The organism is Pseudomonas putida (assembly GCF_004357765.1).
Lineage (GTDB): Bacteria > Pseudomonadota > Gammaproteobacteria > Pseudomonadales > Pseudomonadaceae > Aquipseudomonas > Aquipseudomonas putida_U.
Genome location: NZ_SMTE01000002.1, coordinates 1 through 24,291, shown reverse-complemented (window position 1 = coordinate 24,291; position 24,291 = coordinate 1). Strand labels below are relative to the sequence as shown.

General features: G+C 63.9%; 23 protein-coding genes and 1 pseudogene. 7 read left to right on the top strand and 17 right to left on the bottom strand.

Features of this window, described 5'->3' with window-relative positions; genetic code table 11:
• Positions 1-101 precede the first annotated feature (101 nt).
• The 6 genes from E2H86_RS02680 to E2H86_RS02655 are packed head-to-tail and all read right to left on the bottom strand — an operon-like array spanning position 102 to position 4,659.
• On the bottom strand, positions 102-671 hold the full coding sequence (locus tag E2H86_RS02680; protein ID WP_133324467.1) for a DUF4136 domain-containing protein: 570 nt from the start codon (positions 669-671) through the stop codon (positions 102-104).
• Between the two features lie 19 nt (positions 672-690).
• Positions 691-1,326, bottom strand: a complete 636-nt coding sequence (locus E2H86_RS02675; protein WP_133324465.1) for a DUF4136 domain-containing protein — start codon at positions 1,324-1,326, stop codon at positions 691-693.
• A 19-nt stretch (positions 1,327-1,345) separates the two neighbouring features.
• Positions 1,346-2,095: a methyltransferase gene (locus tag E2H86_RS02670; protein ID WP_133324463.1), complete on the bottom strand. Its 750-nt coding sequence runs from the start codon at positions 2,093-2,095 to the stop codon at positions 1,346-1,348.
• Complete coding sequence (locus tag E2H86_RS02665) at positions 2,092-2,397, bottom strand: MazG-like family protein (RefSeq protein ID WP_133324461.1); 306 nt, start codon at positions 2,395-2,397, stop codon at positions 2,092-2,094. The genes E2H86_RS02670 and E2H86_RS02665 overlap by 4 nt, the downstream gene beginning before the upstream one ends.
• 55 nt (positions 2,398-2,452) lie before the next feature.
• Complete coding sequence (locus E2H86_RS02660; protein ID WP_133324459.1) at positions 2,453-3,304, bottom strand: MaoC family dehydratase; 852 nt, start codon at positions 3,302-3,304, stop codon at positions 2,453-2,455.
• 2 nt (positions 3,305-3,306) lie between these two features.
• The gene (locus E2H86_RS02655; RefSeq protein ID WP_133324457.1) at positions 3,307-4,659 is read right to left on the bottom strand and encodes a 3-oxoacyl-ACP reductase; all 1,353 of its coding nucleotides are present in this window, start codon (positions 4,657-4,659) and stop codon (positions 3,307-3,309) included.
• Positions 4,660-4,777: 118 nt separating this feature from the next.
• Here E2H86_RS02655 and E2H86_RS02650 point away from each other — a divergent pair, with 118 nt between their 5' ends.
• Together E2H86_RS02650 and E2H86_RS02645 are read left to right on the top strand one after the other, a co-directional pair.
• Positions 4,778-6,055, top strand: coding sequence for an acetyl-CoA C-acetyltransferase (locus E2H86_RS02650; RefSeq protein WP_133324455.1), 1,278 nt, complete (start codon positions 4,778-4,780; stop codon positions 6,053-6,055).
• Between the two features lie 45 nt (positions 6,056-6,100).
• Entirely contained in the window at positions 6,101-6,880 is a 780-nt protein-coding gene (locus E2H86_RS02645; RefSeq protein ID WP_133324453.1) for an AraC family transcriptional regulator, read from the top strand.
• 67 nt (positions 6,881-6,947) lie between these two features.
• Here E2H86_RS02645 and E2H86_RS26715 read toward each other — a convergent pair whose 3' ends face one another.
• From E2H86_RS26715 to E2H86_RS02625, 5 genes and pseudogenes are all read right to left on the bottom strand, one after another.
• The gene (locus E2H86_RS26715; RefSeq protein ID WP_409524738.1) at positions 6,948-7,676 is read right to left on the bottom strand and encodes a methyl-accepting chemotaxis protein; all 729 of its coding nucleotides are present in this window, start codon (positions 7,674-7,676) and stop codon (positions 6,948-6,950) included.
• A 129-nt stretch (positions 7,677-7,805) separates the two neighbouring features.
• Positions 7,806-8,735: pseudogene (locus E2H86_RS26710) on the bottom strand (HAMP domain-containing protein); the annotation flags it as partial.
• 325 nt (positions 8,736-9,060) lie between these two features.
• Positions 9,061-9,465 carry a Cu(I)-responsive transcriptional regulator gene (gene cueR, locus E2H86_RS02635; protein ID WP_133324449.1) on the bottom strand — a complete coding sequence of 135 codons (405 nt, stop codon included), beginning with the start codon at positions 9,463-9,465 and terminating at the stop codon, positions 9,061-9,063.
• Positions 9,462-11,861: a heavy metal translocating P-type ATPase gene (locus E2H86_RS02630; RefSeq protein ID WP_133324447.1), complete on the bottom strand. Its 2,400-nt coding sequence runs from the start codon at positions 11,859-11,861 to the stop codon at positions 9,462-9,464. Before E2H86_RS02630 ends, cueR begins: the two co-directional genes overlap by 4 nt.
• Before the next feature lie 53 nt (positions 11,862-11,914).
• Positions 11,915-12,301: a hypothetical protein gene (locus E2H86_RS02625; RefSeq protein WP_133324445.1), complete on the bottom strand. Its 387-nt coding sequence runs from the start codon at positions 12,299-12,301 to the stop codon at positions 11,915-11,917.
• 145 nt (positions 12,302-12,446) lie between these two features.
• Between E2H86_RS02625 and E2H86_RS02620 the strand changes: the two genes are divergently transcribed.
• From E2H86_RS02620 to E2H86_RS02605, 3 genes are all read left to right on the top strand, one after another.
• Positions 12,447-12,644: a heavy-metal-associated domain-containing protein gene (locus tag E2H86_RS02620; protein WP_133324443.1), complete on the top strand. Its 198-nt coding sequence runs from the start codon at positions 12,447-12,449 to the stop codon at positions 12,642-12,644.
• Positions 12,645-12,750: 106 nt separating this feature from the next.
• The gene (locus E2H86_RS02615; protein ID WP_133324441.1) at positions 12,751-13,935 is read left to right on the top strand and encodes a multidrug effflux MFS transporter; all 1,185 of its coding nucleotides are present in this window, start codon (positions 12,751-12,753) and stop codon (positions 13,933-13,935) included.
• Between the two features lie 605 nt (positions 13,936-14,540).
• Positions 14,541-15,245 (top strand): ArsR/SmtB family transcription factor, encoded by a 705-nt coding sequence (locus tag E2H86_RS02605; RefSeq protein WP_133324437.1) that lies wholly within the window; start codon positions 14,541-14,543, stop codon positions 15,243-15,245.
• A 38-nt stretch (positions 15,246-15,283) separates the two neighbouring features.
• Here the strand turns inward: E2H86_RS02605 and E2H86_RS02600 are convergent, their stop codons facing one another.
• The 6 genes from E2H86_RS02600 to E2H86_RS02575 all read right to left on the bottom strand — a co-directional run bounded on the left by E2H86_RS02600 (position 15,284) and on the right by E2H86_RS02575 (position 21,109).
• A complete protein-coding gene (locus E2H86_RS02600; RefSeq protein ID WP_133324435.1) occupies positions 15,284-16,231 on the bottom strand; it encodes an adenosine deaminase in 948 nt (315 codons plus the stop codon).
• An 85-nt stretch (positions 16,232-16,316) separates the two neighbouring features.
• Positions 16,317-17,672: an 8-oxoguanine deaminase gene (locus E2H86_RS02595; protein WP_133324433.1), complete on the bottom strand. Its 1,356-nt coding sequence runs from the start codon at positions 17,670-17,672 to the stop codon at positions 16,317-16,319.
• 122 nt (positions 17,673-17,794) lie between these two features.
• Positions 17,795-18,481, bottom strand: a complete 687-nt coding sequence (locus E2H86_RS02590; RefSeq protein WP_133324431.1) for an SDR family oxidoreductase — start codon at positions 18,479-18,481, stop codon at positions 17,795-17,797.
• A 364-nt stretch (positions 18,482-18,845) separates the two neighbouring features.
• Positions 18,846-19,430, bottom strand: coding sequence for an IMPACT family protein (locus E2H86_RS02585; protein WP_133324429.1), 585 nt, complete (start codon positions 19,428-19,430; stop codon positions 18,846-18,848).
• A gap of 9 nt (positions 19,431-19,439) precedes the next feature.
• Complete coding sequence (locus E2H86_RS02580) at positions 19,440-20,102, bottom strand: TetR/AcrR family transcriptional regulator (RefSeq protein WP_133324427.1); 663 nt, start codon at positions 20,100-20,102, stop codon at positions 19,440-19,442.
• 89 nt (positions 20,103-20,191) lie between these two features.
• On the bottom strand, positions 20,192-21,109 hold the full coding sequence (locus E2H86_RS02575) for a LysR family transcriptional regulator (RefSeq protein ID WP_133324425.1): 918 nt from the start codon (positions 21,107-21,109) through the stop codon (positions 20,192-20,194).
• A gap of 117 nt (positions 21,110-21,226) precedes the next feature.
• Between E2H86_RS02575 and E2H86_RS02570 the strand changes: the two genes are divergently transcribed.
• Together E2H86_RS02570 and E2H86_RS02565 are read left to right on the top strand one after the other, a co-directional pair.
• Complete coding sequence (locus E2H86_RS02570) at positions 21,227-22,573, top strand: aspartate aminotransferase family protein (RefSeq protein WP_133324423.1); 1,347 nt, start codon at positions 21,227-21,229, stop codon at positions 22,571-22,573.
• A 66-nt stretch (positions 22,574-22,639) separates the two neighbouring features.
• Positions 22,640-24,133, top strand: a complete 1,494-nt coding sequence (locus E2H86_RS02565) for a CoA-acylating methylmalonate-semialdehyde dehydrogenase (protein ID WP_133324421.1) — start codon at positions 22,640-22,642, stop codon at positions 24,131-24,133.
• Positions 24,134-24,291 lie beyond the last annotated feature (158 nt).

Here is a 24,291-nt window from a genome sequence, read left to right as displayed (position 1 = left end):
CAGGTCAGGCATGGCGACGGTTCCAGGAGTGTAGTCAGGGTGATGGCTAATTGCCTTGTCGTGAGCAGGGCGAGCGCGAACGCCCTCGCCCGGACACGCGGTTACTTGGCTCTACCAGGTGGATAGTTGTCCATGACCTTGGCCACTGTATTGCGGATGGCGCTGTTGCGCTCCTCGGGGCTGGGTGGGTAGTTGTTCATGATCTGCTCGGCGCTGGCGCGCCATACCAGCTTGCCGTCGCGGGTGTCGAACAGGTCGACCTGGATGGTCGCGACCTTGTAGTCGACACTGCGGGTTTCGTTGTACATCGGCCCGCCCCAGTAACCATTCCAGTAACCGCCCCAAGCGCCGCCGTAGTTGGTGGTGATCTGTTGCTGGCGTTGCTCGACGATCAGGTAGGCCTGCACGCTCAGGTCAGGCCGGGCATTGCCCTGGACCGGTCGCAGGCCGCGCTGGTCGAGTTGGTCTGCGACCGCCTGGCGGATGCGCTGTTCGGTCAGGTCGCTCTTGATGCGTGGATCGTCCGGTCGGTATTGCAACGCAGGTTCCTGCCATGCCCAGCTGCGGTAGGCGGCGAAATCGCGGCTGGCGTCGTAGTCCTGCTGCACATTGCTACTCGAGCAGGCGGCGAGTATCGACGCGAACGTCATGAGTACGAGACGACGCAACATGATGGATCTCCGTTGAACGTTAGCTGGGAGGATAGCCGCTGAGTGCCTTGTGCACCGAGTCGCGCAGAGCGGCTTCACGTTCGCGTGGCGAGTCCTTGTCGCTGCCGCTCTCGGCGCTGGCACTCCATACCGGCTGGCCATTTCGAGCATCGAACAGGTCGATGCGCACCACCATCACTTGCACCTCATAGGTACGCACGATCGGCACGCTGCCATAGGCGCCGTAACCGTTGCGGTAGCCGCCGAAACCGACGCCCCCGTAGGGATACGGGCCGTAATACGGGTCGTAGTAGTCATAGTCACGCACTTGGCGCAGACGCCGCTCCAGGCGGATATCGGCGCTCACCAGCAGGTCGGCCTTGGCATCTCTCGCCGGACGCAGGCCTTGTTGGTCCAGGGCGTTGCTGATCGCCTCGGCCACTTGGGCCGGATCGGCGGCAGCGGTGCCGCGCGGCAACTGGCCGTTGCGCCAGCTCCAGCTGCGATACCGCCCATAGTCACGAGCCGGCGCCGGATAGGCGCTGGCATCGAAGGTGCTGGCGGCGCCGGACGGGGCCGGTGGCAGGGGGTTGCTGCTGGCGACGTAAGGGTTGCTGCCCTGGCAGGCAGCCAGGGCGAAAGGCAACAGGGCCAGGTACAGCGGACGGTACGGCATGGTTCCTCCTGGCAGGCGCTCAGCGCGGACGGCAGATCCAGTGCAGGTAGCGACCGAGCCCAGCGAAACTGGGGTGTCGGCGGTGGGCCAGTTCCATTTCCAGCAGATCGAGCAGTTCGACCTTGGCCTGGAATTCCTTGGGCATGTAATCGTGGAACACTCTCACGCCACTCTCGCTTTCGACCTCCCACAAGGATTCAAGTTGCGCCTTGAGCTCACGCGGATCAAGTGGTTTTTGCGGGGTTAGGCTCTGCTTCTCGCCCTCCAGCCGATTGCTGCGCAACTTGCGGAAGTGGCCCTTGAGCAGGTTGCGATAGACCAGCGCATCGCGGTTGTAGAATGCCAGCGACAGCCAGCCGTCTGGCGCCGTCAGCTGTCGCAGCACCGGCAGGATGCTCGCCGGTTCGGCCAGCCATTCCAGCACCGCGTGGCACAGCACCACGTCGAACGGCTCGCTCAATTGGCCCAACAGGTCCTGCCAGGGGGCCTGGATGAACGTGGCCCGCTGGCCGGCTTCGGCAAAACGCGCGCGGGCACCTTCGAGCATCGGTGCGGCCGGTTCAGCCAGGGTCAGCTGGTGGCCGCGTTCGGCTAGCCACAGGGACATGTGACCGAGTCCGGCACCGACATCGAGAATGCGCAAAGGACGATCGGGGAGGGCCTCGGCAAGGTCGGCTTGGAGCACGGCGAGACGGATCGCGCCCTTGGCGCCGCCGTAGATCTTCTCGGCAAATCGTGTGGCCAGCTCATCGAAATGGCGGTCGTTCATCGGGCGAAGCGCCTTTCGCTGTCGGCCAGCTTGGCCCGGACCACCTGATCCATGTCCAGCCCCAGTTCACTGCACAGCAGCAACAGGTAGAGGATGACGTCGCCGACTTCCTGGCCGGCGTGGGCAAGTTTCTCGGGCGGCAATTGGCGGGATTCGTCCTCGCTCAGCCACTGGAAGATTTCGACCAGCTCGGCCATTTCGACGCTGGCGGCCATGGCCAGGTTCTTCGGACTGTGGAAGCGGCGCCAGTCATTGTTGTCGCGGATCTGGTGCAGACGTTGGGTGAGTTCTTGCAGGTTCATCGGGGCTCTCCTAATGCCGTATAGCTTCGGTGCAGGCCCGGTGCAAAGCAAGAGGCTATAACCGCTCCCATCGCCCGACCATATGCAGCAGGTCTGCATGGCCATCGAGGCGCAATAGCCCGCTGGGCCCAGCCGGGCTGGCGCTGAGCCGCACTTCCGAGGGCAAGCGCACCGGCTTGCGGAAATCCACCTCGAAGGCATAGCCGCTGTTGGGCAGATGCGTGCGCAAGGCAGCCATGGCCATCGCCTGGGTCCACATACCGTGGGCGATGGCCGTGGGGAAGCCGAACAGCCGGGCGCTGACCGCGCTCAGATGAATCGGGTTGTAGTCGCCGCAGACCCTGGCATAACGCCGACCGATATCGCTGTCGGCGTACCAGCGGGTGGCTTCGGGCAGCGGTTCAGCGGGCTCCTCGTCGGCCTCGCCGGCAAGGCCGTCGAGGTGCAGCCCGCGGACCAGCATGCGGCTGGTCTCGCGCCAGAGCAGCCCCAGGCCGTCCTCGGCTTCGCTGATCAGGTCGAAGGTGCCACCCTTGGCGTGTGGTTGCAGGTTGTCGGCATGAACGGCGAACCGCAGGCCATCAATGCCACCCATTGGCCGCAGCACCTCGATGCGGTTGTGCAGGTGCACCAGCCCCAGCAGGGGGAAGGGAAAGTCCTTGGCGGTCAGCAATTGCAATTGCAGGGGGAAGGCCATGATGTGTGGATAGGTGGCCGGCAGGCGACCGTCGTCGGTGAAATGGCAGAGCTTGCGGTATTCCGCCAGGTTGTTCGGTTGCACACGAGCCCAGCAGCGCAGTCCGCTGGCTGGCAGGCTGTCGCCGCTGATGGAGCGCTTGCTGGCCGCACGCAGGTAGAGGCTGGCGCGCGAATCAGGGTGCTGCAGGTCGTGCCATGGTCGATTCATCTTCAGGCCCCCATCAGTGCCTGGCCGCAGACCCGCAGGACCTGGCCGTTGACCGCGCCGGAGCCTGGCTGGCTAAGCCAGGCGATCGCTTCGGCGACATCTTGCGGGCGCCCGCCCTGGCCCAATGAACTCAGGCGTCGTCCGGCTTCGCGCAGACCCATCGGCATGGCGGCGGTCATGTGGGTTTCGATGAACCCCGGGGCCACGGCATTGATACTGCCCCCGCGTTCGGCCAGCGTGGCGGCCCAGGCTTCGGCGAGGCCGATCAGTCCGGCCTTGCTCGCCGCATAGTTGGCCTGGCCACGGTTGCCAGCGATGCCGCTGACCGATGCCAGCAGGGTCACCCGGGCATCGGTGCCGAGCGTACCGGCTTCGAACAGTGCCTGGGTCAGTAGCTGAGGGGCTTTAAGGTTGACCGCCAGCACGGCGTCCCAGTACTCCGGGGTCATGTTGGCCAGGGTCTTGTCGCGGGTGATGCCCGCGTTATGCACGACGATGTCGATGCCATCGGGCAGCGCCTCGATCAGTTGCGTCGCTGCGTCGCTCGAACAGATGTCCAGGGCCAGGGCCCTGCCGCCGAGGCGTTCGGCGAGCGCCTCGAGGTCGTTGCGCGCCTGTGGCACATCCAGCAGCGTCACCTCGGCGCCGTCGCGCACCAGGGTTTCGGCGATGGCGGCGCCGATGCCGCGGGCCGCCCCGGTGACCAGCGCCCGGCGCCCGGCCAATGGCCGGGTCCAGTCCTCGACCTGTTGCGCACAGGCCTGCAGGCGCAGCACCTGGCCTGAGATGAAGGCGCTCTTGGGCGACAGGAAGAAGCGTAGGGCGCCTTCGAGCTGGTCTTGCGCAGCTTCGTCGACGTACAGCAGCTGGGCGGTAGCGCCATTGCGCAACTCCTTTGCCAATGAACGGCTGAAGCCTTCGAGGGCGCGCTGGGCGACGCGGGCCAGCGGGTCGCTGAGGCGCTCAGGGGCGCGACCGAGGATCACCACATGCGCGCAGGCGGCGAGGCTGCGCAGCAATGGCTGGAAAAACTCGCGCAACTGCCGCAGCGCATCGCTGTCGGAGAGATGACTGGCATCGAATACCAGGGCCTTGATCTTCGGTCCCATGCCGGCGACCCAGGCGGGGGATTGCAAGCTGTCGCCGTTGAAGCTGTAGCATTCGTCGGTCAGCCGGGCAGCGATGGCCTCGACCGCTGCGGCCAGCGGCCCGCCGCCAATCACCAGCGCGCCTTCCACCGGCCGCAGGCGCCCGGCCTGCCAGCGTTCCAGCGGCGCCGGGCGGGGTAGGCCAAGTGCGTCGACCAAGCGCCGGCCGAGGTTGGAATTGGCAAAGCCGAGATAGCGGTCGCTCATGTGCGGGTCTCCCTGAAGGCAAGCTTGCAAGTGTGGACCAACTTTATGACCAGGTCGTTCGAAAGCGGTAAAAACGCCTAGTCTCTACGGATCAATTTGTTTCAGGAGGAGCATGCGCATGCGTTCATCTCGCCGGGTCGCGATCTTGGGCGGCAACCGAATTCCCTTCGCCCGCTCCAATGGCGCCTATGCCACGGCCAGCAACCAGGCCATGCTCACCAGCGCCCTGGAAGGCCTGATCGAGCGCTATCGGCTGCATGGCCAGCGCCTGGGGGAGGTGGTCGCGGGCGCGGTGCTCAAGCATTCGCGCGACATGAACCTGACCCGCGAGTGCGTACTGGGTTCGCGTCTGGCGCCGACGACACCGGCCTACGATATCCAGCAAGCCTGCGGTACCGGTCTGGAGGCGGCCTTGCTGGTGGCCAACAAGATCGCCCTGGGCCAGATCGAAAGCGGCATCGCCGGAGGCGTCGACACCACCTCCGATGCTCCGATCGCGGTCAGCGAGGGTTTGCGGCGTCTGCTGTTGCAGGCCAACCGTGGGCGCAGCCTGGGGGAGCGGCTCAAACCACTGCTCAAGCTACGACCTGGGCATCTCAAACCTGAACTGCCGCGTAATGGCGAACCGCGCACCGGGCTGTCGATGGGCGAGCACTGCGAGCGCATGGCCCAGACCTGGGGCATCGGCCGTGCCGAGCAGGACGAACTGGCCTTGCTCAGCCATCAGCACCTGGCCGCGGCATATGCCGAGGGTTGGCAGGACGATCTGTTGACCCCTTACCTGGGGCTGAGCCGCGACAACAACCTGCGCCCGGACCTGACCCTGGAACAGCTGGCCAAGCTCAAACCGGTATTCGACCGGAGCGGGCAGGGCACGCTGACGGCTGGCAATTCGACGCCACTGACCGACGGCGCCTCGCTGGTGCTGTTGGGGAGTGAACAGTGGGCCGAGCAACAGGGCCTGCCGGTGCTGGCTTATCTGGTCGATGGCGAGACCGCGGCGGTGGACTTCGTCAAAGGCCAGGAAGGGCTGCTTATGGCGCCGGTGTATGCAGTGCCGCGGCTGTTGGCCCGCAACAAGCTGAGCCTGCAGGATTTCGACTACTACGAGATCCACGAGGCGTTCGCCGCGCAGGTGCTGTGTACCCTCAAGGCTTGGGAGGATGCTGACTACTGCCGCGACAGGCTTGGGTTGGATGCACCACTGGGCGCCATCGACCGCAGCCGGCTCAACGTCAAGGGCAGCTCACTGGCCGCAGGGCACCCGTTCGCCGCCACCGGGGGGCGCATCCTGGCCAATCTGGCCAAATTGCTGGCCACGGCGGGCAAGGGGCGTGGATTGATCTCGGTCTGCGCGGCCAGTGGCCAGGGGGTGACGGTGATCGTCGAACGCTGACGTGGCTCTGTTAGGCTTGGCAGGTCAGAACTTGAAGAAACCGTCATGCCGACCCTCGGTCTTCCTCGTCCCATCCCCGCCTTGGCGCAGTTGCCCAGGCCACTCTATGCACGCGCCGAAAGCCTCGGCGCGGGCTCCTGGACCACCCGTCATCGCCACGACTGGGTGCAGTTTTCCTATGCGATCAGTGGTGTGCTGGGGGTCTACACCGACGACGGCAGCTACTTCGCACCGCCGCAGTGGGGCGTCTGGATTCCAGCCGATGCCGAGCACGAAGTGGTGACGTCGGGGCAGGCGGAGATGCGCAGTCTCTACGTACGTCGCGATGCCTGTCCTTGGGCGACACCACGGTGTCGGGTGTTGGAGGTCACGCCCCTGGCCCGCGAGCTGATCAAGCAGTTTTGCCTGATGCCTGCCGATTACGCCGAAGGCGACAGTGCCGAAGCGCGATTGGTGGCAGTGTTGCTCGACCAGTTGCGTACGCTGCCCGAAGTGGGGTTCTCGCTGCCGCTGCCTCGTCATCCGGGGTTGCTGGCGCTGTGCAACGGTTTGATCGCCCACCCCGACCAAGCGCAGACGCTGGGGCAGTGGGCGATGCAGCTGGGTTGCTCGGAGAAGACCTTGATGCGCCTGTTCCAGCGTGAGACCGGGTTGAGCTTCCGTAACTGGCGCCAGCGTATGCGCCTGCTGACGTCGCTGGCGCTGCTGGAAGCCGGGGAGAGCGTGACGGATGCCGCGCTGGGGTGTGGTTATGAATCCACGTCGGCGTATATCGCGGCGTTCAGGCAGTTGTTCGGGGCTACGCCGGGGGAGTTGCGGTTGTAGGGGCTTACCCGCGATGCGCCGCGTGGGCGGCGCTCGAACTGCGCGGCACTACAACCTTCACAACCACTCAGGTCCTGAACCGCCGCACCAGCGAATCCAGTTCGTTGGACAGCCCAGCCAGGCTTTCGGAGTCCTGACGCGCCGCCTGGGCCAGCTCGGCCACCAGTTGCGCATCGCCATGGATCTGGCTGATGTGGCGGTTGATGTCCTCGGCCACCTGATGCTGCTCCTCCGCCGCTGTAGCGATCTGTGTGTTCATGTCGCGGATCACATCCACCGACTCGCGGATCTGCCCGAAACTGTCCCGGGCCAGGCCAATGCGACTCACCGACTGCTGCGACACTTCCAGGCTGGCGTGCATCTGCTCGGCCACTTCGGCGGTACGACTGGCCAGGTTGCCCAGCAGGCCGTCGATCTCCGCGGTGGAGTCGGCGGTGCGCTTGGCCAGCGCGCGTACCTCGTCGGCGACCACGGCGAAGCCGCGGCCTTGTTCACCCGCGCGCGCCGCTTCGATGGCGGCATTGAGGGCCAGCAGGTTGGTCTGCTCGGCGATCGAGCGGATGGTGCCGAGGATCGACTGGATGGCGTTGCTGTCGCGCTCCAGTTGCTGGATCGACTGGGCCGATTGCTCGATCTCCTGGCTCAGACGGTCGACACTGTGCACCGCCGCGTCGATCTGTTGCTGACCTTCGCGGGCTTGCTGCTGGCCACTGTCGGCCGACTGCGCGGCCTGACTGCAGGAGCGCGCGACCTCGTTGGCAGTGGCGACCATTTCATGGAAGGCGGTGGACACCATGTCCACGGCTTCGCGCTGGCGACCGGCGGCTTCGGCCATGTCGTTGGACACCCGGGTCGAGCTGCTCGAGGTGCTGAGGATGTTGCTGGCAGCGCTGCCGATGTGTTGGATGAGGCTGCGGATCGCGCCAAGGAACTGGTTGAACCAGCTGGCCAGTTGCGCGGTTTCGTCGCGGCCGCGAATCTCCAGGCTGCGGGTCAGGTCGCCTTCGCCCTGGGCGATGTCCTCCAGGCCATTGGTGACACTGTTGATCGGGCGCACGATGAGTTTGGCGAAAGCGGCGCCGACCACGGCGAACAGTGCCGCCAGTACCAGGGCGATGGTGCCGATCAGCCAGGTCAGGCGGGTGGTGGTTTCCATCACTTCGCTCTGTTGGATCAGGCCGATGAAGGTCCAACCCAGTTTCGCGTCGGGATAGACGTTGGCCATGTAGCGCACACCATCGATCTCCACTTCGACCAGGCCTTTGCCAGCCTTGGCCAGTTCGCTGTAGCCGCCGCCGAAGCTGTCCAGTTGCTTGAAGTTGTGGCTGTCATCGCGTGGATCGACCATGACGTTGCCGTTGTTCTCCACCAGCATCAGGTAGCCGCTCTCACCGAGCTTGATCTGCTTGACGATTTCGGTCAGGCCCTTGAGCGAGACGTCGATGTTGACCACCCCGCCCGGGTTGCCCAGCTGGTTGGGCACGGCGCGCACGGTGCTGATCAGCACGGCGTCGTCGGGGGCCCAGTAATAGGCGCTGGTGCGAACGGTCTTGCCGGGGTTGGCCATGGCCAGTTGGTACCAGGGGCGCGGGCGAGGATCGTAGTTGACGAACTTTTGTCCGGCTGGCCAGCCGACATAGCCGCCATCGTTGACGCCGTAGGCCACATAGGCGTAGCCCGGGTGCGATTCGGCCAAACGGGTGAACACATCCAGCAATTGCCGATCCTGCTCGCCCAGCTCGTAGGACGGGTTGGCGCTCATGAACTTGTTCAGGTTGTTGCCCGTGCTGGCGACCAGTGGCTGGGCGGCAAGGTAGTCGACGTTCTGGTCGATACCTTGGAAGAAGATGTTCATGGCGTTGCCGACCTGGCGGATTTCCCGGCTGCTGTTGTCGAGGAAATCGTCGCGGGCCTCGCCGCGCAGGTTGATGACCACCAAGGTGGCCACGAGGACGATGGGCAGGCCGGCGATGACGGCGAAGGCCCAGGTCAGTTTCTGTTTGATGTTCATCGACGCTCCCGGAATTTATTTTTTTCGACACGCGAGGCAGGTAGACACTGCATCGGCAGCATTCCGGTTTGATTGAGCGTCGATGCCCGTATTTATGGGGCGAAGGCGTGGGGAGAGAGGAAGGTGTCGCGTTTAGGCTAATATGGCATACCAAAAAGCCCTTTCGGGCTCATCGGCAGCACTCACCGCCGTTGGCCAGGTCCTTTAGAATCGGGCAATCGGGGCGGTCGTCGCCTTGGCAATGGGTGATCAGTTCAGAGAGCGTGTCGCGCAGCCCTACCAATTCCTCGATACGCTGATTGAGGGCATCGATGTGCTGCACGGCCAGAGCCTTGACATCAGCGCTGGCGCGCTGGCGGTCCTGCCACAGTGCCAGCAGCTTGCCGACCTCGTCCAGGGAGAAGCCCAAGTCGCGCGAGCGCTTGATGAAGGCCAGGACGTGCAGGTCCTGCGCTTGGTAAAGACGGTAGCCGCTGTCGCTGCGGGTGGCCGGCTTGAGTAGGCCGATGGATTCGTAGTAGCGGATCATCTTGGTGCTGAGCCCGGTTCGGCGTGCCGCCTGGCCAATGTTCATGGTGCCTCCTGGGGGTCTTGGGCGGGTTTCCAGGTCTTGAGCCACAGCGCGTTGCTCACCACGCTGACACTCGACAGCGCCATGGCCGCACCGGCCAGTACGGGGTTGAGGTAGCCGAGCGCGGCGAGGGGGATGCCCACCAGGTTGTAGATGAACGCCCAGAACAGGTTCTGGCGAATTTTCGCGTAGGTCTTGCGGCTGATTTCCAGAGCGGCCGGGACCAGGCGCGGATCGCCGCGCATCAGCGTGATGCCGGCGGCCTGCATGGCGACATCGGTGCCGCCGCCCATGGCGATGCCGATATCGGCTGCGGCCAGGGCCGGGGCATCGTTGATGCCGTCGCCGACCATCGCCACAACACCGTCTCGCTTGAGCGCCGCCACGGTCGCCGCCTTGTCGGCGGGCAGCACTTCGGCGTGCACATCGTCGATGCCCAACTGCTCGGCCACCACCCTGGCGCTGCCGCGATTGTCGCCGGTCAGCAGGTGGCTGCTGATGTGCCTTGCATGCAACGCGGCGATGGCTGCCTCGGCCCCGGGCTTGAGGCTGTCGCCGAAGGCGAACAGGCCCAGTACTCGGGGTTGGCTGCCCCGCTCGATCAGCCATGACAGGGTGCGTCCCTCGGCTTCCCAATGCGCGGCCTGGGTCGCCAGGTCATCGGCGGGCAGGTGGCTTTCGTCGAGCAGGCGGCGGTTACCCAAGGCCAGTTCACGTTGCTCCACGGTACCTGCTATGCCGCGGCCGGTCAGGGCCTGGCTGTGTTCGGCGCTTGGTACCTGCAAGCCGCGTTCGGCGCACGCAGCGAGCACGGCCTTGGCCAGCGGATGCTCGCTACCGCGTTGCAGGGCACCAGCGAGCATCAGCAACTGATCGCTATCGCCGACCACGGCCTGGCTATGCACCACCGTCGGGCTGCCGGAGGTGAGGGTACCGGTCTTGTCGAAGACAACGCGGTTCACAGCGTGGGCCCGCTCCAGGGCCTCGGCGTCCTTGATCAGGATACCGTGGCGTGCGGCGACCCCGGTGCCAGCCATGATCGCCGCCGGGGTAGCCAGACCCAAGGCGCAGGGGCAGGCGATCACCAGCACGGCGACGGCGTTGATCAACGCAGTTTCCAGCGGCGCGCCAGCCAGCCACCAGCCGAACAGGGTGAGCAGCGCCAGCACCAGCACCGCTGGGACGAAGACCTGGCTGACGCGGTCTACCAGCTTCTGGATCGGCGCCTTGGCCGCCTGGGCATCCTCGACCAGACGAATGATGCGCGCCAGCACGGTCTCGGTACCCAAGGCCAGGGTGCGCACCAGCAGTCGACCCTCGCCGTTGATCGCACCGCCGGTGACGTTGTCCCCCGGTCGCTTGGGCACCGGCAGGCTTTCGCCGCTGATCAAGGCTTCGTCGGCATGGCTACTGCCATCTTCGACGCTGCCATCGACCGGAAAGCGTTCGCCGGGTTTCACCACGACCAGGTCGCCCAGGCGCAACTGGCTGATGGCGACTTCCTCTTCCTGACCGTCGACTACCCGCCAGGCGCGTTCAGGTCGCAGGGCCTCGAGGGCGCGGATGGCGCTGGCGGTCTGGCGTTTGGCGCGGCTCTCCAGGTATTTGCCAAGCAACACCAGGGCAATGACCACGGCAGAGGCTTCGAAGTAGAGGTGCGGTGCATGACCGACTGGCGCTTGGGCCCATTGATAGAGGCTAAGGCCATATCCGGCGCTGGTGCCCAGGGCCACCAGCAGGTCCATGTTGCCGGTGCCGGCGCGCACGGCCTTCCAGGCGGCCACATAGAACCGGGCGCCGAGGATGAACTGCACCGGCGTCGCCAGTAGCCACTGCGCCCAGGCCGGCAACATCCAGTGCACGCCGAACGGCTGCACCAGCATCGGCAGCACCAGAGGCAAGGCCAGCAGCAGGGCCGCTGCCACGGCAAGGCGCTCGCGACGCAAGCGCCGGCGGGCATCGGTCTGCTCATCCTGATGGGCGTGAGCCAGGCTGGCGCTGTAGCCGGCCTTTTCGATGGCGGCGATCAATTGGTTGTCGTCGACCCCGGCGAGCACTTCGACGTGGGCGCGCTCGCTGGCCAGATTGACCGTGGCCTGTTCGACCCCGTCGAGCTTGCCCAGGGCACGTTCGACGCGGCCTACGCAACTGGCGCAGGTCATGCCGGCGACCTGCAGTTCGACGGTGCGGCTGGGTACCTGGTAGCCGGCATCGCGGACCGCGGCGACCAGGGCGGGCAGACTGTCGGCCGGCGCCTGGACCCGTGCGCGTTCGCTGGCGAGGTTGACGCTGACCTGCTCGGCGCCGTTGACCTTGCGCAAGGCGCGTTCGACACGCCCAGCGCAACTGGCGCAGGTCATGCCGGAGATGGGGAGGTCGAAAGTTGTGGATGCGGGCATGGCACAGCTCCTTTGTTCAGGCCCCCAGCTTCAACCTTGCCATGCGGTCAAGGTCAATAGCCCAGATTGGCTCGCTTGAGCTCGAAGCCCGCCGGGCTCACCGCAATGCGGTATTTGCTGATCTGCCCGGCGTGCAGGGTCAGGCGCGTGCTGCGCTGGTCCTCGACGCCTGGGGCGCAACCGGGCGCCTGGCCAGGCAGCAGGCGCAGCCGCACATCTACCGATCCGGGCGGCAGATTGAAAGACGTCGACTGTTCCTGAAACAGGCGACCGGCCAGTTGGTCGTTGAGGTAGATGCCGATTTCGCAGCTAGTGGCCACTTCCAGGCGTTCCCGGGAAATGATCAGCACGCCGTACTCCGAGTTTCCTTCGGCGTTGACCGGCGGCACGGCGGCCAGTGCACCGAGTAACCCGACAAGGCCTATTGCTGCCTTGAACATGATGAATCTCCTGCTTGCAAAAATCGTCAATGGCGCAGCTTGGCCGACCCGCGCGCGGATTTCCACCCCGACCGTTGGCCACAGAACTTGACCTTGACCTAGTGGCAAGCTTGAAACTGCGCAAAACCCTGAAGGAGGCGAGTCCATGCAAGTGTTCAATGTACAAGGCATGACCTGTGGCCATTGCGTGAAGGCTGTCACCCGCGCGCTGCAGAATCTTGATGCCCAGGCGCAGGTGGAGGTCGATCTGGCGGGCCAGCAAGTCAGGGTGCAGAGTACCCTGCCGAGCGAAACCCTGTTGGCGGCGATTCGCGAGGAGGGTTACGCGGCGACTCCGGCGTAACCGACGGGGGCTGATCCCAGCCCCTTGTCTGGCGCAAATGTTTTCATCCCGGAGGGGTCCACAGCAGGTAGAATGAGTGGTTTGCTTAGCTTGCTATGGATTATCCATGAACCTTCGAATGGTCCTGATCCTGGGCGCACTCAGTGCGTTCGGGCCTCTGGCGATCGACTTCTACCTGCCTGCCTTCCCGGCCATGGCACAGGCGTTCGCCACCGATGAACAACACGTACAGTCCACCCTGGCTGTCTATTTCCTGGGGCTTTCGATCGGCCAACTGGCCTATGGCCCGATAGCCGACCGATTTGGCCGACGTAAGCCACTGCTGTTCGGCGTGACGCTGTTCACCCTGGCATCGTTGGCCTGTGCCTATGCACCCAATCTCGACACGCTGATCATGGCTCGTTTCGTCCAGGCCCTGGGGGGATGTGCGGGTATGGTCCTGTCGCGGGCGATCGTCAGCGACAACTGTGACGCGGTGGGGTCGGCCAAGGTGTTCTCGCAGCTCATGCTGGTGATGGGGCTAGCGCCCATCCTGGCGCCGATGCTCGGTGGCGCGTTGGTCAATCTGGCCGGTTGGCAGTCGATCTTCCTTGTCTTGGGCCTGTTCAGCGCTGCAGCCCTGCTGGCGGTGAGCCTGGGCTTGCCGGAAAGCCTGCCGGCCCACGTGCCGCGCCAGCCCTTGTCGGGAGCGCTGCGCCAGTACCTGCGTTTGGCGAGTGACCGGGTGTTTCTGGGCCATGCGTTCACCGGCGGTATCGCCATGGCCGGCATGTTCGCCTACATCGCCGGTTCGCCGTTCATCTTCATCAAGCTCTATGGCGTGCCGGCCGAACACTTCGGCTGGTTGTTCGGCACTAACGCAGCCGGTTTCATCCTGGTCGCCCAGGTTAATGCGAGGTTGCTCTCCAGGCGCGGACCGGGCTGGCTGCTGGTGCGTGCGGTAGGTGTCTACCTGGCGGCTGGAGTGCTGCTGCTGGCGGTCGCGGCCTCGCGCCCGGCGCACCTGTGGATGCTGCTGGTTCCGCTGTTCGTGTGCATTTCCAGCCTGGGTTGCATCATCCCCAACGCCGCCGCCTGCGCCATGAACGGGCAGGGGGACAGAGCTGGAAGCGCTTCGGCACTGATGGGCTGTCTGCAGTTCAGTGTCGCGGCGGGTGCCGCGGCGCTGGTGGGGCTGCTGCACGATGGCAGCGCTGTGCCGATGAGCCTGGTCATCAGCCTGTGCGGTGCACTGGTGGTCAGTGTCGCGCTGCTGACCCGGCGTCTGCAGGCCAGGAGGCTTGCTGCGTAAGGACGTGGGGCGCATTCAGTCGGGTTTCGAGCGTAGCGACGAAGGCGCGTGCTTCGGCCTCGCTGCGGAAATTCACCACGTGCTCGTCGAGCCTCACCTGCCAACGGGGGGTGGGGCTCTGGTTCGAAGCACTGACGACAATTTTCATTGCGGCATACCTTCGAGAATGGGGAGCGGAGGCTGTAGTGTAGCGCTGCCCCAAACCTGTGCCATGGGCGCCGTAGATCGCCGGACTGACGGTCGTCGCTGGGCTTTGGGTCCTGCTCCAAAGGCGAAGGGCGATGTAGATCCTTCGCTTTAACCTGCCTTATTTGCGGAAGCAATGTGTCGGCCATGTCATCGCTTGTGCAAGCTGCCGCCTGTCTGGCTCATCGAGTGCTCCAGTAGAAACCTCCTGGGTGAGCCTACCCTCGGCGTTTATCCGCCGATCGCCCGCTTTTTCGCCTAACAGCCAGCCGTCCGGCGCGGCTTATACTGGCGCCTCGGTCAGCATCAGCGAGACAGGTTTCCCTCTTCAGGCGCTGTCGCTGAAGTGCGGGCAGGTTGCGTTGCCTGCATTGGCCATTGGAGACCAGCCATGATCTTTCAGGGAGAGTTCCAGCATCATGAATGCAGTGAGCAGTATCAGTCAGATTGCCGGCCTGATGGCCGATCCCAAACGCAGTGCGATGTTGTGGGCGTTGATCGATGGTACGCCACGGCCGACCGACGAGATCGCCGTCATGGCCGGTCTGAGCGCATCGTCGGCCTGCGCGCACTTGTCGCTGTTGTCGTCGGCCGGACTGCTCAGGCTGGAAGCGCGGGGGCGCAAACGTTACTTCAGGTTGGCTACGCCACAGGTGGGGGCGGCGGTGGAAGCACTGGCCAGCGTGCAATTGGGCGGTGGCGAACGCCAGAACGGCACGGTGCAGTTACCGATGTCACTGCGCCGCGCACGGCGCTGTGGTGAACATCTGGGTGGAGAACTGGCTGCCGAGTTGTACCAGCGGCTGGTGGCGGCAGGTTGGCTCGAAGGCAATGAGCGACAACTTAGGGTCAGTGACGAAGGACGAGTCCAACTGGCGAGCATCGGTGTCTACATCGAGGCCCTGGCAGCGCGCCAGCGGGGTGGCTGCGTGATCTGCCACTGTAGCGAGTGGAGCGACCAGGGCCCGCACTTGGGGGGCAGTCTGGGGCAGGCGCTGCTCCGGTTGTTCTTGCAGTCGGGTTGGATCCGCGAGCCCGAGGGGACCCGGGCATTGCATATCTGTGCGCTTGGGGTGCAGCAGATCAATCGCATCGCCCGGGTGCAGACGTTGCAGGCGGGGTGAGCACAACGTCGGCGTCCATGCCAACGTTGCCGGCAGGCTCACACCAGGCGCGCGTCCAGGCTGTTCTGTGCCAGGCGACGGGCCTGATCCTGGGTCATGCCCAGGTGGGTGTGCAACGCATGGAAGTTCTCGGTGACGTAGCCGCCGAAGTAGGCCGGATCGTCGGAGTTGACCGTGACCTTCACGCCACGCTCGAGCATGTCGAGAATGTTGTGCTGGCTCATGTGGTCGAATACGCACAGCTTGGTGTTGGATAGCGGGCATACCGTAAGAGGGATCTGTTCCTCGATGATGCGCTGCATCAGGCGTTCGTCCTCGATGGCACGTACGCCGTGGTCGATGCGCTTGATCTTCAACAGGTCCAGGGCTTCCCAGATGTATTCGGGCGGGCCTTCCTCGCCGGCATGGGCGACGGCGACGAAGCCTTCGTCGCGGGCGCGGTCGAACACGCGCTGGAACTTGCTCGGCGGATGGCCCATTTCGGAGCTGTCCAGGCCCACGGCAATGAAGGCATCGCGGAAAGGCAGTGCCTGGTCGAGGGTCTTGTGCGCTTCGTCTTCGCTCAAGTGACGCAGGAAGCTGAGGATCAAGCCGCTGCTGATACCCAGCTGGTCGCGGCCATCCTTGAGGGCCTGGTTGATGCCATTGAGCACCACCTCGAACGGAATGCCGCGGTCAGTGTGGGTCTGCGGGTCGAAGAACGGCTCGGTGTGGATAACGTTCTGTGCCTTGCAGCGTTGCAGATAGGCCCAGGTCAGGTCGTAGAAGTCCTGTTCGGTACGCAGCACGTCAGCGCCTTGGTAGTACAGGTCGAGGAATTCCTGCAGGTTGTTGAAGGCGTAGGCGCCACGCAGGGCTTCGACGTCCGTCCAGGGCAGGGCGATCTTGTTGCGCTCGGCGAGGGCGAACAGCAGCTCGGGCTCGAGCGATCCCTCCAGGTGCAGGTGCAATTCGGCCTTGGGCAGGGCGTTCAACCAGTCATACATAAATAAAGCGATCTCGAATCAGGTACGTTTGGGCTCATTCTACAGGGCCTTGCCGGACAATGCGCCCGGTAAGGCCCCTGGAGGTTCAACCAGCGATCAGCTCAGCAGCAGCCTGGCGGTGGTCGGCGATCAGTCCGCGCACATCCAGCCCTTCGATCTGGCCGTCGATGACCCGCCACTGCCCACCGACCATGACTCGGTCGGCGCGGTCGGCGCCACACAACAGTAGCGCCGAGAGTGGGTCGTGGCTGCCAGAGAAGCGCAGTTCGTCGAGTTTGAACAGGGCCAGGTCAGCCTGCTTGCCTGGCGCCAGTTCACCGATGTCCTCGCGCCCGAGCAGGCGCGCCGAACCTCGGCTCGCCCAGCCCAGTGCACGCTCCGGGGTGATCTGTTCGGCACCGTAGCGCAGACGTTGCAGATAGAGAGCCTGGCGCGCTTCGAGGATCATGTTCGAAGCGTCATTGGATGCCGACCCATCGACGCCCAAGCCCACGGGGGCCCCTGCCGCCTCCAGCTCGGCACTTGGGCAAATGCCCGAAGCCAGGCGCATGTTCGAGCTCGGGCAATGGCAGATGCCCGTACCTGCTGCGCCCAGGCGGGCAATTTCATCGGGATTGAAATGAATGCCATGGGCGAGCCAGGTACGCGGGCCGAGCCAACCGACGCTGTCGAGGTAGTCGACGGTACGCAGGCCGAAGCGCTGCAGGCAGAACGACTCCTCGTCGAGGGTTTCGGCCAGGTGGGTATGCAGGCGTACGTCCAGTTCTTCGGCCAGGCTCGCGCTTGCACGCATGATCTCTGGAGTGACCGAGAATGGCGAGCAGGGCGCCAGGGCGATCTGGATCTGCGCGCCGTCACCACGTTCGTGATAGCTGTGGATAAGTCGCTGACTGTCGGCCAGGATCACCTCGCCTTGCTGTACCGTCTGTTGCGGCGGCAAGCCGCCGTCGGCTTCGCCCAGGCTCATCGAGCCGCGGGTGAGCATGGCGCGCATGCCCAGCTTGCGCACTGCCTCGACTTGCACGTCGATGGCATTGTCCAGACCTTGGGGAAACAGGTAATGGTGATCGGCTGCAGTCGTGCATCCCGATAGCAGCAGTTCGGCCAGGGCGACTTCACTGGCCAGTGCCAGCTTGCCGGGCGTCAGGCGCGCCCAGACTGGGTACAGGGTCTTGAGCCAGGGGAACAGCGGTTGATTGACGACAGGGGCCCAGGCACGGGTGAGGGTCTGGTAGAAGTGGTGGTGGGTATTGATCAGGCCAGGCAGGATCACATGCTCGCGGGCATCGAAGACTTGCTGACAGGGGGCACTGGGGCTCTGGCCGCTGGCCAGGAGCTCGCTGATGCGGCCATTCTCGATGACCAGGCCGCCACGGGCATCGCTGCCGTTGGCCGTGAAGATGGCAAGGGGAGATTTCAACCAGGTACGGGTCGCAGGCATGGTGCCGGCTCCTCTGAAAGTGGGTTCAGGGTTAGCCAGCTCAGTGTTGCCCTGTCTGCTGATCCAGGTCCGCCGCGAGGGGCGAGGCACTGAGTCTACTGCCTCGCCGCGCGCCTTTCAATTCACCAGGTCAGGGCTTCGCCCTTGTAGTTGATGAAGCGCAGACCACCCCGGCCAGCCTGGGCCTTGATCTGTTCGAGCATGCCGCGAGTACTGGTGGGAACGTCGATCTCGGCATTTTCTCCACCCATGTCGGTCTTGACCCAGCCGGGGTGCATGGCCAGCACGCACAGATCCGGGCGCTGCAATTCGGTGACGAAGCTGTTGATCATCGAGTTCAGAGCTGCCTTGCTCGCCTTGTACAGGCAGAGGTCACTGCCATCGGGAATGGCCACGCAACCCAGTATCGAGCTCATGAACGCGAGCACGCCGCTGCCTTCTCGTATCTGGCCAGCCAGACGCCGGGCCACCCGGATCGGCGCCACGGCATTGGTCATGAACAGGTCGCCGATGTCCGAACGCTCGACTCGCTCCAGATCCTGGGGCAACGGGCCCATGACGCCGGCGTTGACGAACACCAGGTCGAACACTTCGCCTTGCAGGCGCCGCTGGAGGCTGTCGAGTTGGTGGGTGTCGTTCATTTCCAGTTGTTCGATGCGAACGCCCGGGACTTCGCCCAGTGCTCCGGGTTTGGCCGGGTCGCGCACGGTGGCGATGATGTTCCAGCCGTCTTCGTGCAGGCGCTCTACCAGGCCAAGACCGAGCCCGCGGGAGGCGCCGATGATGAGGGCGGTTCGTGAAGTTGCCATGGCAAACGCTCCTTGATCGGTGAGTAAGGGTGTTCAGGATAATGCACCCGAGGCGAAGGCGCTTGTTTCGCGGGTGGTCAAAAAATAACCAAGCAGCTTTGAGCCTGGCCTGGCGGGCGCCTGGCTTGTTGGCTAACGGGTTATCCACAGGCTGTTCCACAGTAAATGTGTGAAAGCGTGGTGTGCGACGAACCGCTGGTCGCCAGGCATGTGGATAACAAAGCTTGACCGATCAGGGGCTTGGCGTACTCGACAGCTATGATCAAAAAATGATCAAAGCCGTGGGAGCCTTGATATTACAGGCTTGTGTAAGAATGCCCCAAGCTTATCCACAGGCAGGCCCACAGTAGTTGTGAGCAAACGCTCAGCGGCTCTGCAAGATAATCCGCCCGCGGCTCAGGTCGGCCAGCTGCTGTTGCAGCAGGGTCAGGTGCGTCTCGCCAAAGGCGATGATCAGGTCGACACCATTGGCGGTGAACTGCTCGTCCAGCACCAGCCCGTCAACTTCCGCCAGGCGCAGCTTGAGTAACGCCAACTCGCTGAAACTGCAGCTGCAGGTGAATTCACTGCGCTGCACCAACAGGCGTTTGGGGGCCTGTTGCAGGCATTTGTTGGCACCTCCGCCATAGGCCCGTGCCAGTCCACCGGTGCCAAGCTGAATACCGCCGTACCAACGGATCACCAACACCACTACCTGGTCGCAGTCCTGCGCCTCGATGGCCGCCAGGATCGGTCGCCCGGCTGTTCCGCCCGGCTCACCGTCGTCACTGCTACGGTACTGTGCGCCGAGTTTCCAGGCCCAACAGTTGTGGGTGGCGGCCAGATCGCTGTGGCGCTCGATGAAACTCATGGCGTCGGCGGCGTTGCTGATCGGCCCGGCAAGGGTGATGAAGCGGCTCTTGCGAATTTCCTCGCGAAACTCGCAGAGGTCTAACAGGGTAGAAGGCATAGGAGGCGGTCAGACGCTCGGCTGGATGCCGCAGCCCTTGAGAATGATGTGGATGAGATTGTTGCTCGCATCTTCCATGTCCTGCTTGGTCAGGCGGCTGCGGCCGGTGACCTGGCAGATCTGGGTGGCGAAGTCGGCGTAGTGCTGGGTACTGCCCCAGAGCAGGAAGATCAGGTGCACCGGATCGACCGGGTCCATCTTGCCGGCCGCGATCCAGGCCTCGAACACTGCGGCCCGGCCACGGAACCACTCGCGGTAGTCGGCGCTGAAGTACTCGGTCAGACAACTGCCACCACTGATCACTTCCATGGCGAAGATCCGCGAGGCCTGTGGGTTACGCCTGGAGAATTCCATCTTGGTGCGGATATAGGCGCTCAGGGCCTCGCCAGGGTCGTCATCGACGCTCAGAGTATTGAACGTGCTGTCCCACAACTCGATGATGTTGCTGAGTACGGCGATGTAAAGGCCCAGCTTGTTGGTGAAGTAATAATGCAGGTTGGCTTTGGGCAGTCCCGCCTTCACCGCGATGGTGTTCATGCTGGTGCCCTTGAAACCGTGGCGGGCGAACTCGTCTTCGGCGGCCTGGATGATGGCCTGTTCGTTCTTCTGGCGGATGCGGCCGGCGGGCTTGCCCGAGGCGGAGAGGCGGTGCGCTGGGACTTCAAGGGTCATGGACGATTCCGTAGCGGCGGTAATAACGGATGTCGGACAAGATTACCTGCCTGTGCTCAGGAGACAAGCACTAGCGTCACGTACAGCTATCAGCGTGTCGCGGCCAGACTATCGAGGAAGCTCTCCAGCACCAGATTCGGTCGTCGGCCTTTGCGCGTGACCCAGCTCAGGCCCAGGTCATAGAAGCGCTGGCCGGGCTTGAGTGCGCGCAGCCGACCCTGTTGGACCCAAAAGGTGGCGTAGTGGTCCGGCAGGTAGCCGATGTAGCGGCCGGTGAGAATCAGAAACGCCATGCCTTCGCGGTCCGAGGCACTGGCCGTGCAGTTGAGCGACTGGTAGTGCGCCTGGATGTCCGCGGGTAGGCGGAAGGTCGGGGCGATCGCTTCCTGCGCATTGAGCCGGGCATCGTCCAGCTGCTGGTCATCGGCGTAGAACAGCGGATGCCCAACGGCGCAGTAGAGCAGCGAGCGCTCGCTGTACAGCGGCTGGTATTCAAGGCCCGAGAGCGGGCTGGTTTGCGGTACCACGCCCACGTGCAGGCTGCCATCGAGCACGCCCTGCTCGACCTGACTGGGGGCGATCATGCGGATCTGGATGCGGACCTCCGGGCCACGATCCTTGAGTTCGGCCAGGGCATGGGTAATGCGCATGTGCGGCAGCGTCACCAGGTTGTCGGTCAGGCCGATGTTGAGCTCGCCGCGCAGGTGCTGGTGCAGGCCGTTGACCTCGGTGCGGAAGGTTTCCAGCGCGCTCAGCAACTGCAGTGCCGAGTGGTATACCTCGCGGCCCTCCTCGGTCAGCGAGAAGCCGGCGCGACCACGTTGGCACAAGCGCAAGCCCAGACGTTGCTCGAGGTCGTTCATCTGCTGGCTAATGGCCGAGCGGCCGATGCCCAGTACGTTCTCGGCGGCAGAGAAGCCTCCGCACTCGACGACGCTGCGGTAGATCTTCAACAACCGGATGTCGAAATCGCTGACTTGCGCGAGGGGGTCGGGGCGTCGACTCATTGTTTAGCCTGGATCGATCTGAAGGTTAGAAATGCAGGGTTTTTCAGACTTTATCCCCGTGCCAATTTAGCTGCAACAACATCCATCGTTGCTTAATCGTGTTTCGAGGAACCGCCGATGAACCAGCCCGTCACCGCCCCCATCGGGATCGCCAGCCAGCTGAAGCTGGATGCCCACTGGATGCCCTACACCGCCAACCGCAACTTCCAGCGCGACCCGCGTCTAATCGTTGCCGCCGAAGGCAATCACCTGGTCGATGACAAGGGGCGCAAGATCTTCGATGCGCTGTCCGGGCTGTGGACCTGTGGTGCTGGCCATACTCGCAAGGAAATCACCGAGGCGGTGGCACGCCAGGTCGGTACTCTGGACTACTCTCCGGCCTTCCAGTTCGGTCACCCGCTGTCGTTCCAGTTGGCCGAAAAGATCACTGCGCTGACCCCAGGGGACCTCAATCACGTCTTCTATACCAACTCCGGCTCGGAGTGCGCCGACACCGCGCTGAAGATGGTCCGTGCCTACTGGCGCCTGAAAGGCCAGGCGACCAAGACCAAGATCATCGGTCGGGCCCGTGGCTACCACGGTGTGAACATCGCCGGCACCAGCCTGGGCGGCGTCAATGGCAACCGCAAGATGTTCGGCCAGTTGCTCGACGTCGACCACCTGCCGCACACCGTGCTGCCGGTCAACGCCTTCTCCAAGGGCCTGCCGGAAGAGGGCGGCATCGCCCTGGCCGACGAAATGCTCAAGCTCATCGAGCTGCATGACGCCTCCAACATTGCCGCAGTGATCGTTGAACCGCTGGCGGGCTCGGCCGGTGTTCTGCCGCCGCCCAAGGGCTACCTCAAGCGCCTGCGTGAGATCTGCAGCCAACACAATATCCTGCTGATCTTCGACGAAGTGATCACCGGTTTCGGCCGTATGGGCGCCATGACCGGCGCCGAGGCGTTCGGTGTGACCCCCGACCTGATGTGCATCGCCAAGCAGGTCACCAACGGTGCCATTCCCATGGGCGCGGTAATCGCCAGTAGCGAGATCTACCAGACCTTCATGAACCAGCCGACCCCGGAGTACGCTGTGGAATTCCCGCACGGCTACACCTACTCGGCGCACCCGGTGGCATGCGCTGCAGGTATCGCCGCGCTGGATCTACTGCAGAAAGAGGGTCTGGTGCAGTCGGCAGCCGAGCTGGCGCCGCACTTCGAAAAACTGTTGCACGGCGTCAAGGGCACCAAGAACGTGGTCGACATTCGTAACTACGGCCTGGCGGGTGCTATCCAGATCGCGGCCCGTGATGGTGACGCTATCGTGCGTCCATACGAAGCGGCGATGAAATTGTGGCAGGCTGGCTTCTATGTTCGCTTCGGTGGCGACACCCTGCAGTTCGGTCCGACTTTCAACACCCAGCCGCAGGAGCTGGACCGTCTGTTCGATGCGGTCGGCGAAGCGTTGAACCAGATCGCCTGATCCCCGGCCTTGTCTGGCTGGCTCGAATCAAGGGCCAGCCTTACCCTTCTTATATATGGAGTCCCCATGAGCATTGTTCAGCACCTGATTCACGGCGAACTGGTCAGCAAGGGCGAACGCACCGCCGATGTCTTCAACCCTTCCACCGGCCAGGCTGTGCGCAAGGTCGAACTGGCCAGCCGGGCCACGGTCCAGGAAGCCATCGACTCGGCCAAGGCGGCGTTCCCTGCGTGGCGCAATACCCCACCGGCCAAGCGTGCCCAGGTGATGTTCCGCTTCAAGCAATTGCTCGAGCAGAACGAAGCGCGTATTTCGCAGATGATCAGCGAAGAGCATGGCAAGACCCTGGAAGATGCTGCTGGCGAGTTGAAGCGCGGTATCGAGAACGTCGAATTCGCTTGCGCTGCGCCCGAAGTCCTCAAGGGCGAGTACAGCCGTAACGTCGGCCCGAACATCGATGCCTGGTCCGACTTCCAGCCGCTGGGCGTGGTGGCGGGTATCACTCCGTTCAACTTCCCGGCCATGGTTCCGCTGTGGATGTACCCGCTGGCCATTGCCTGTGGCAACGCGTTCATCCTCAAGCCTTCCGAGCGTGACCCGAGCTCGACCCTGTTCATCGCCCAGCTGTTGCTGGAGGCCGGGCTGCCCAAGGGCATCCTCAACGTCGTGCACGGTGACAAGGAAGCGGTGGATGCGCTGATCGAGGCGCCGGAGGTCAAGGCCTTGAGCTTCGTCGGCTCGACCCCTATCGCCGAGTACATCTACGCCGAAGGCACCAAGCGCGGCAAGCGTGTGCAGGCCCTTGGCGGTGCCAAGAACCACGCGGTGCTGATGCCCGATGCCGATCTGGACAATGCAGTCAGTGCCCTGATGGGGGCCGCCTATGGTTCGTGTGGTGAGCGTTGCATGGCGATTTCGGTCGCGGTGTGCGTGGGTGACCAGGTTGCCGATGCGTTGATCGCCAAGTTGGAGCCGCAGATCAAGGCCCTGAAGATCGGCGCTGGCACCTCCTGTGGCCTGGACATGGGGCCATTGGTGACTGCCGCCGCCCGTGACAAGGTCGTGGGCTATATCGATGACGGTCTGGCCGCCGGTGCCAAGCTGGTGGTGGATGGCCGAGGGTACCGAGTCCCCGGCAATGAAGATGGTTACTTCGTAGGCGGCACGCTGTTCGACAACGTGACGCCGGAAATGCGCATCTATAAGGAAGAAATCTTCGGGCCGGTACTGTGCGTGGTGCGGGTGAATAGCCTGGAGCAGGCCATGCAGCTGATCAACGATCACGAGTATGGCAACGGTACATGCATCTTCACCCGTGATGGTGAGGCAGCGCGGCTGTTCTGTGATGAGATCGAAGTGGGCATGGTGGGTGTCAACGTGCCGCTGCCGGTGCCGGTGGCCTACCACAGCTTCGGTGGCTGGAAGCGTTCGCTGTTCGGTGACCTGCATGCTTACGGCCCGGATGGTGTGCGTTTCTATACGCGCCGCAAGGCGATCACCCAGCGTTGGCCGCAACGGGCCAGCCATGAAGCTTCGCAGTTCGCGTTCCCTAGCCTTTAAGCAAGGAGGGAAGAGGCGGGAAGGCCGACAGGCCTCCCCGCTTTGCTTTTTGGGGTTTTGGCTAAATATCTGATTTTCTTGAAAATAGGTGTTGACGCCGTTTCGAATCCCCTTATAATGCGCACCACTTCCAACGCAGTCGGAACGAAAAACTCCTT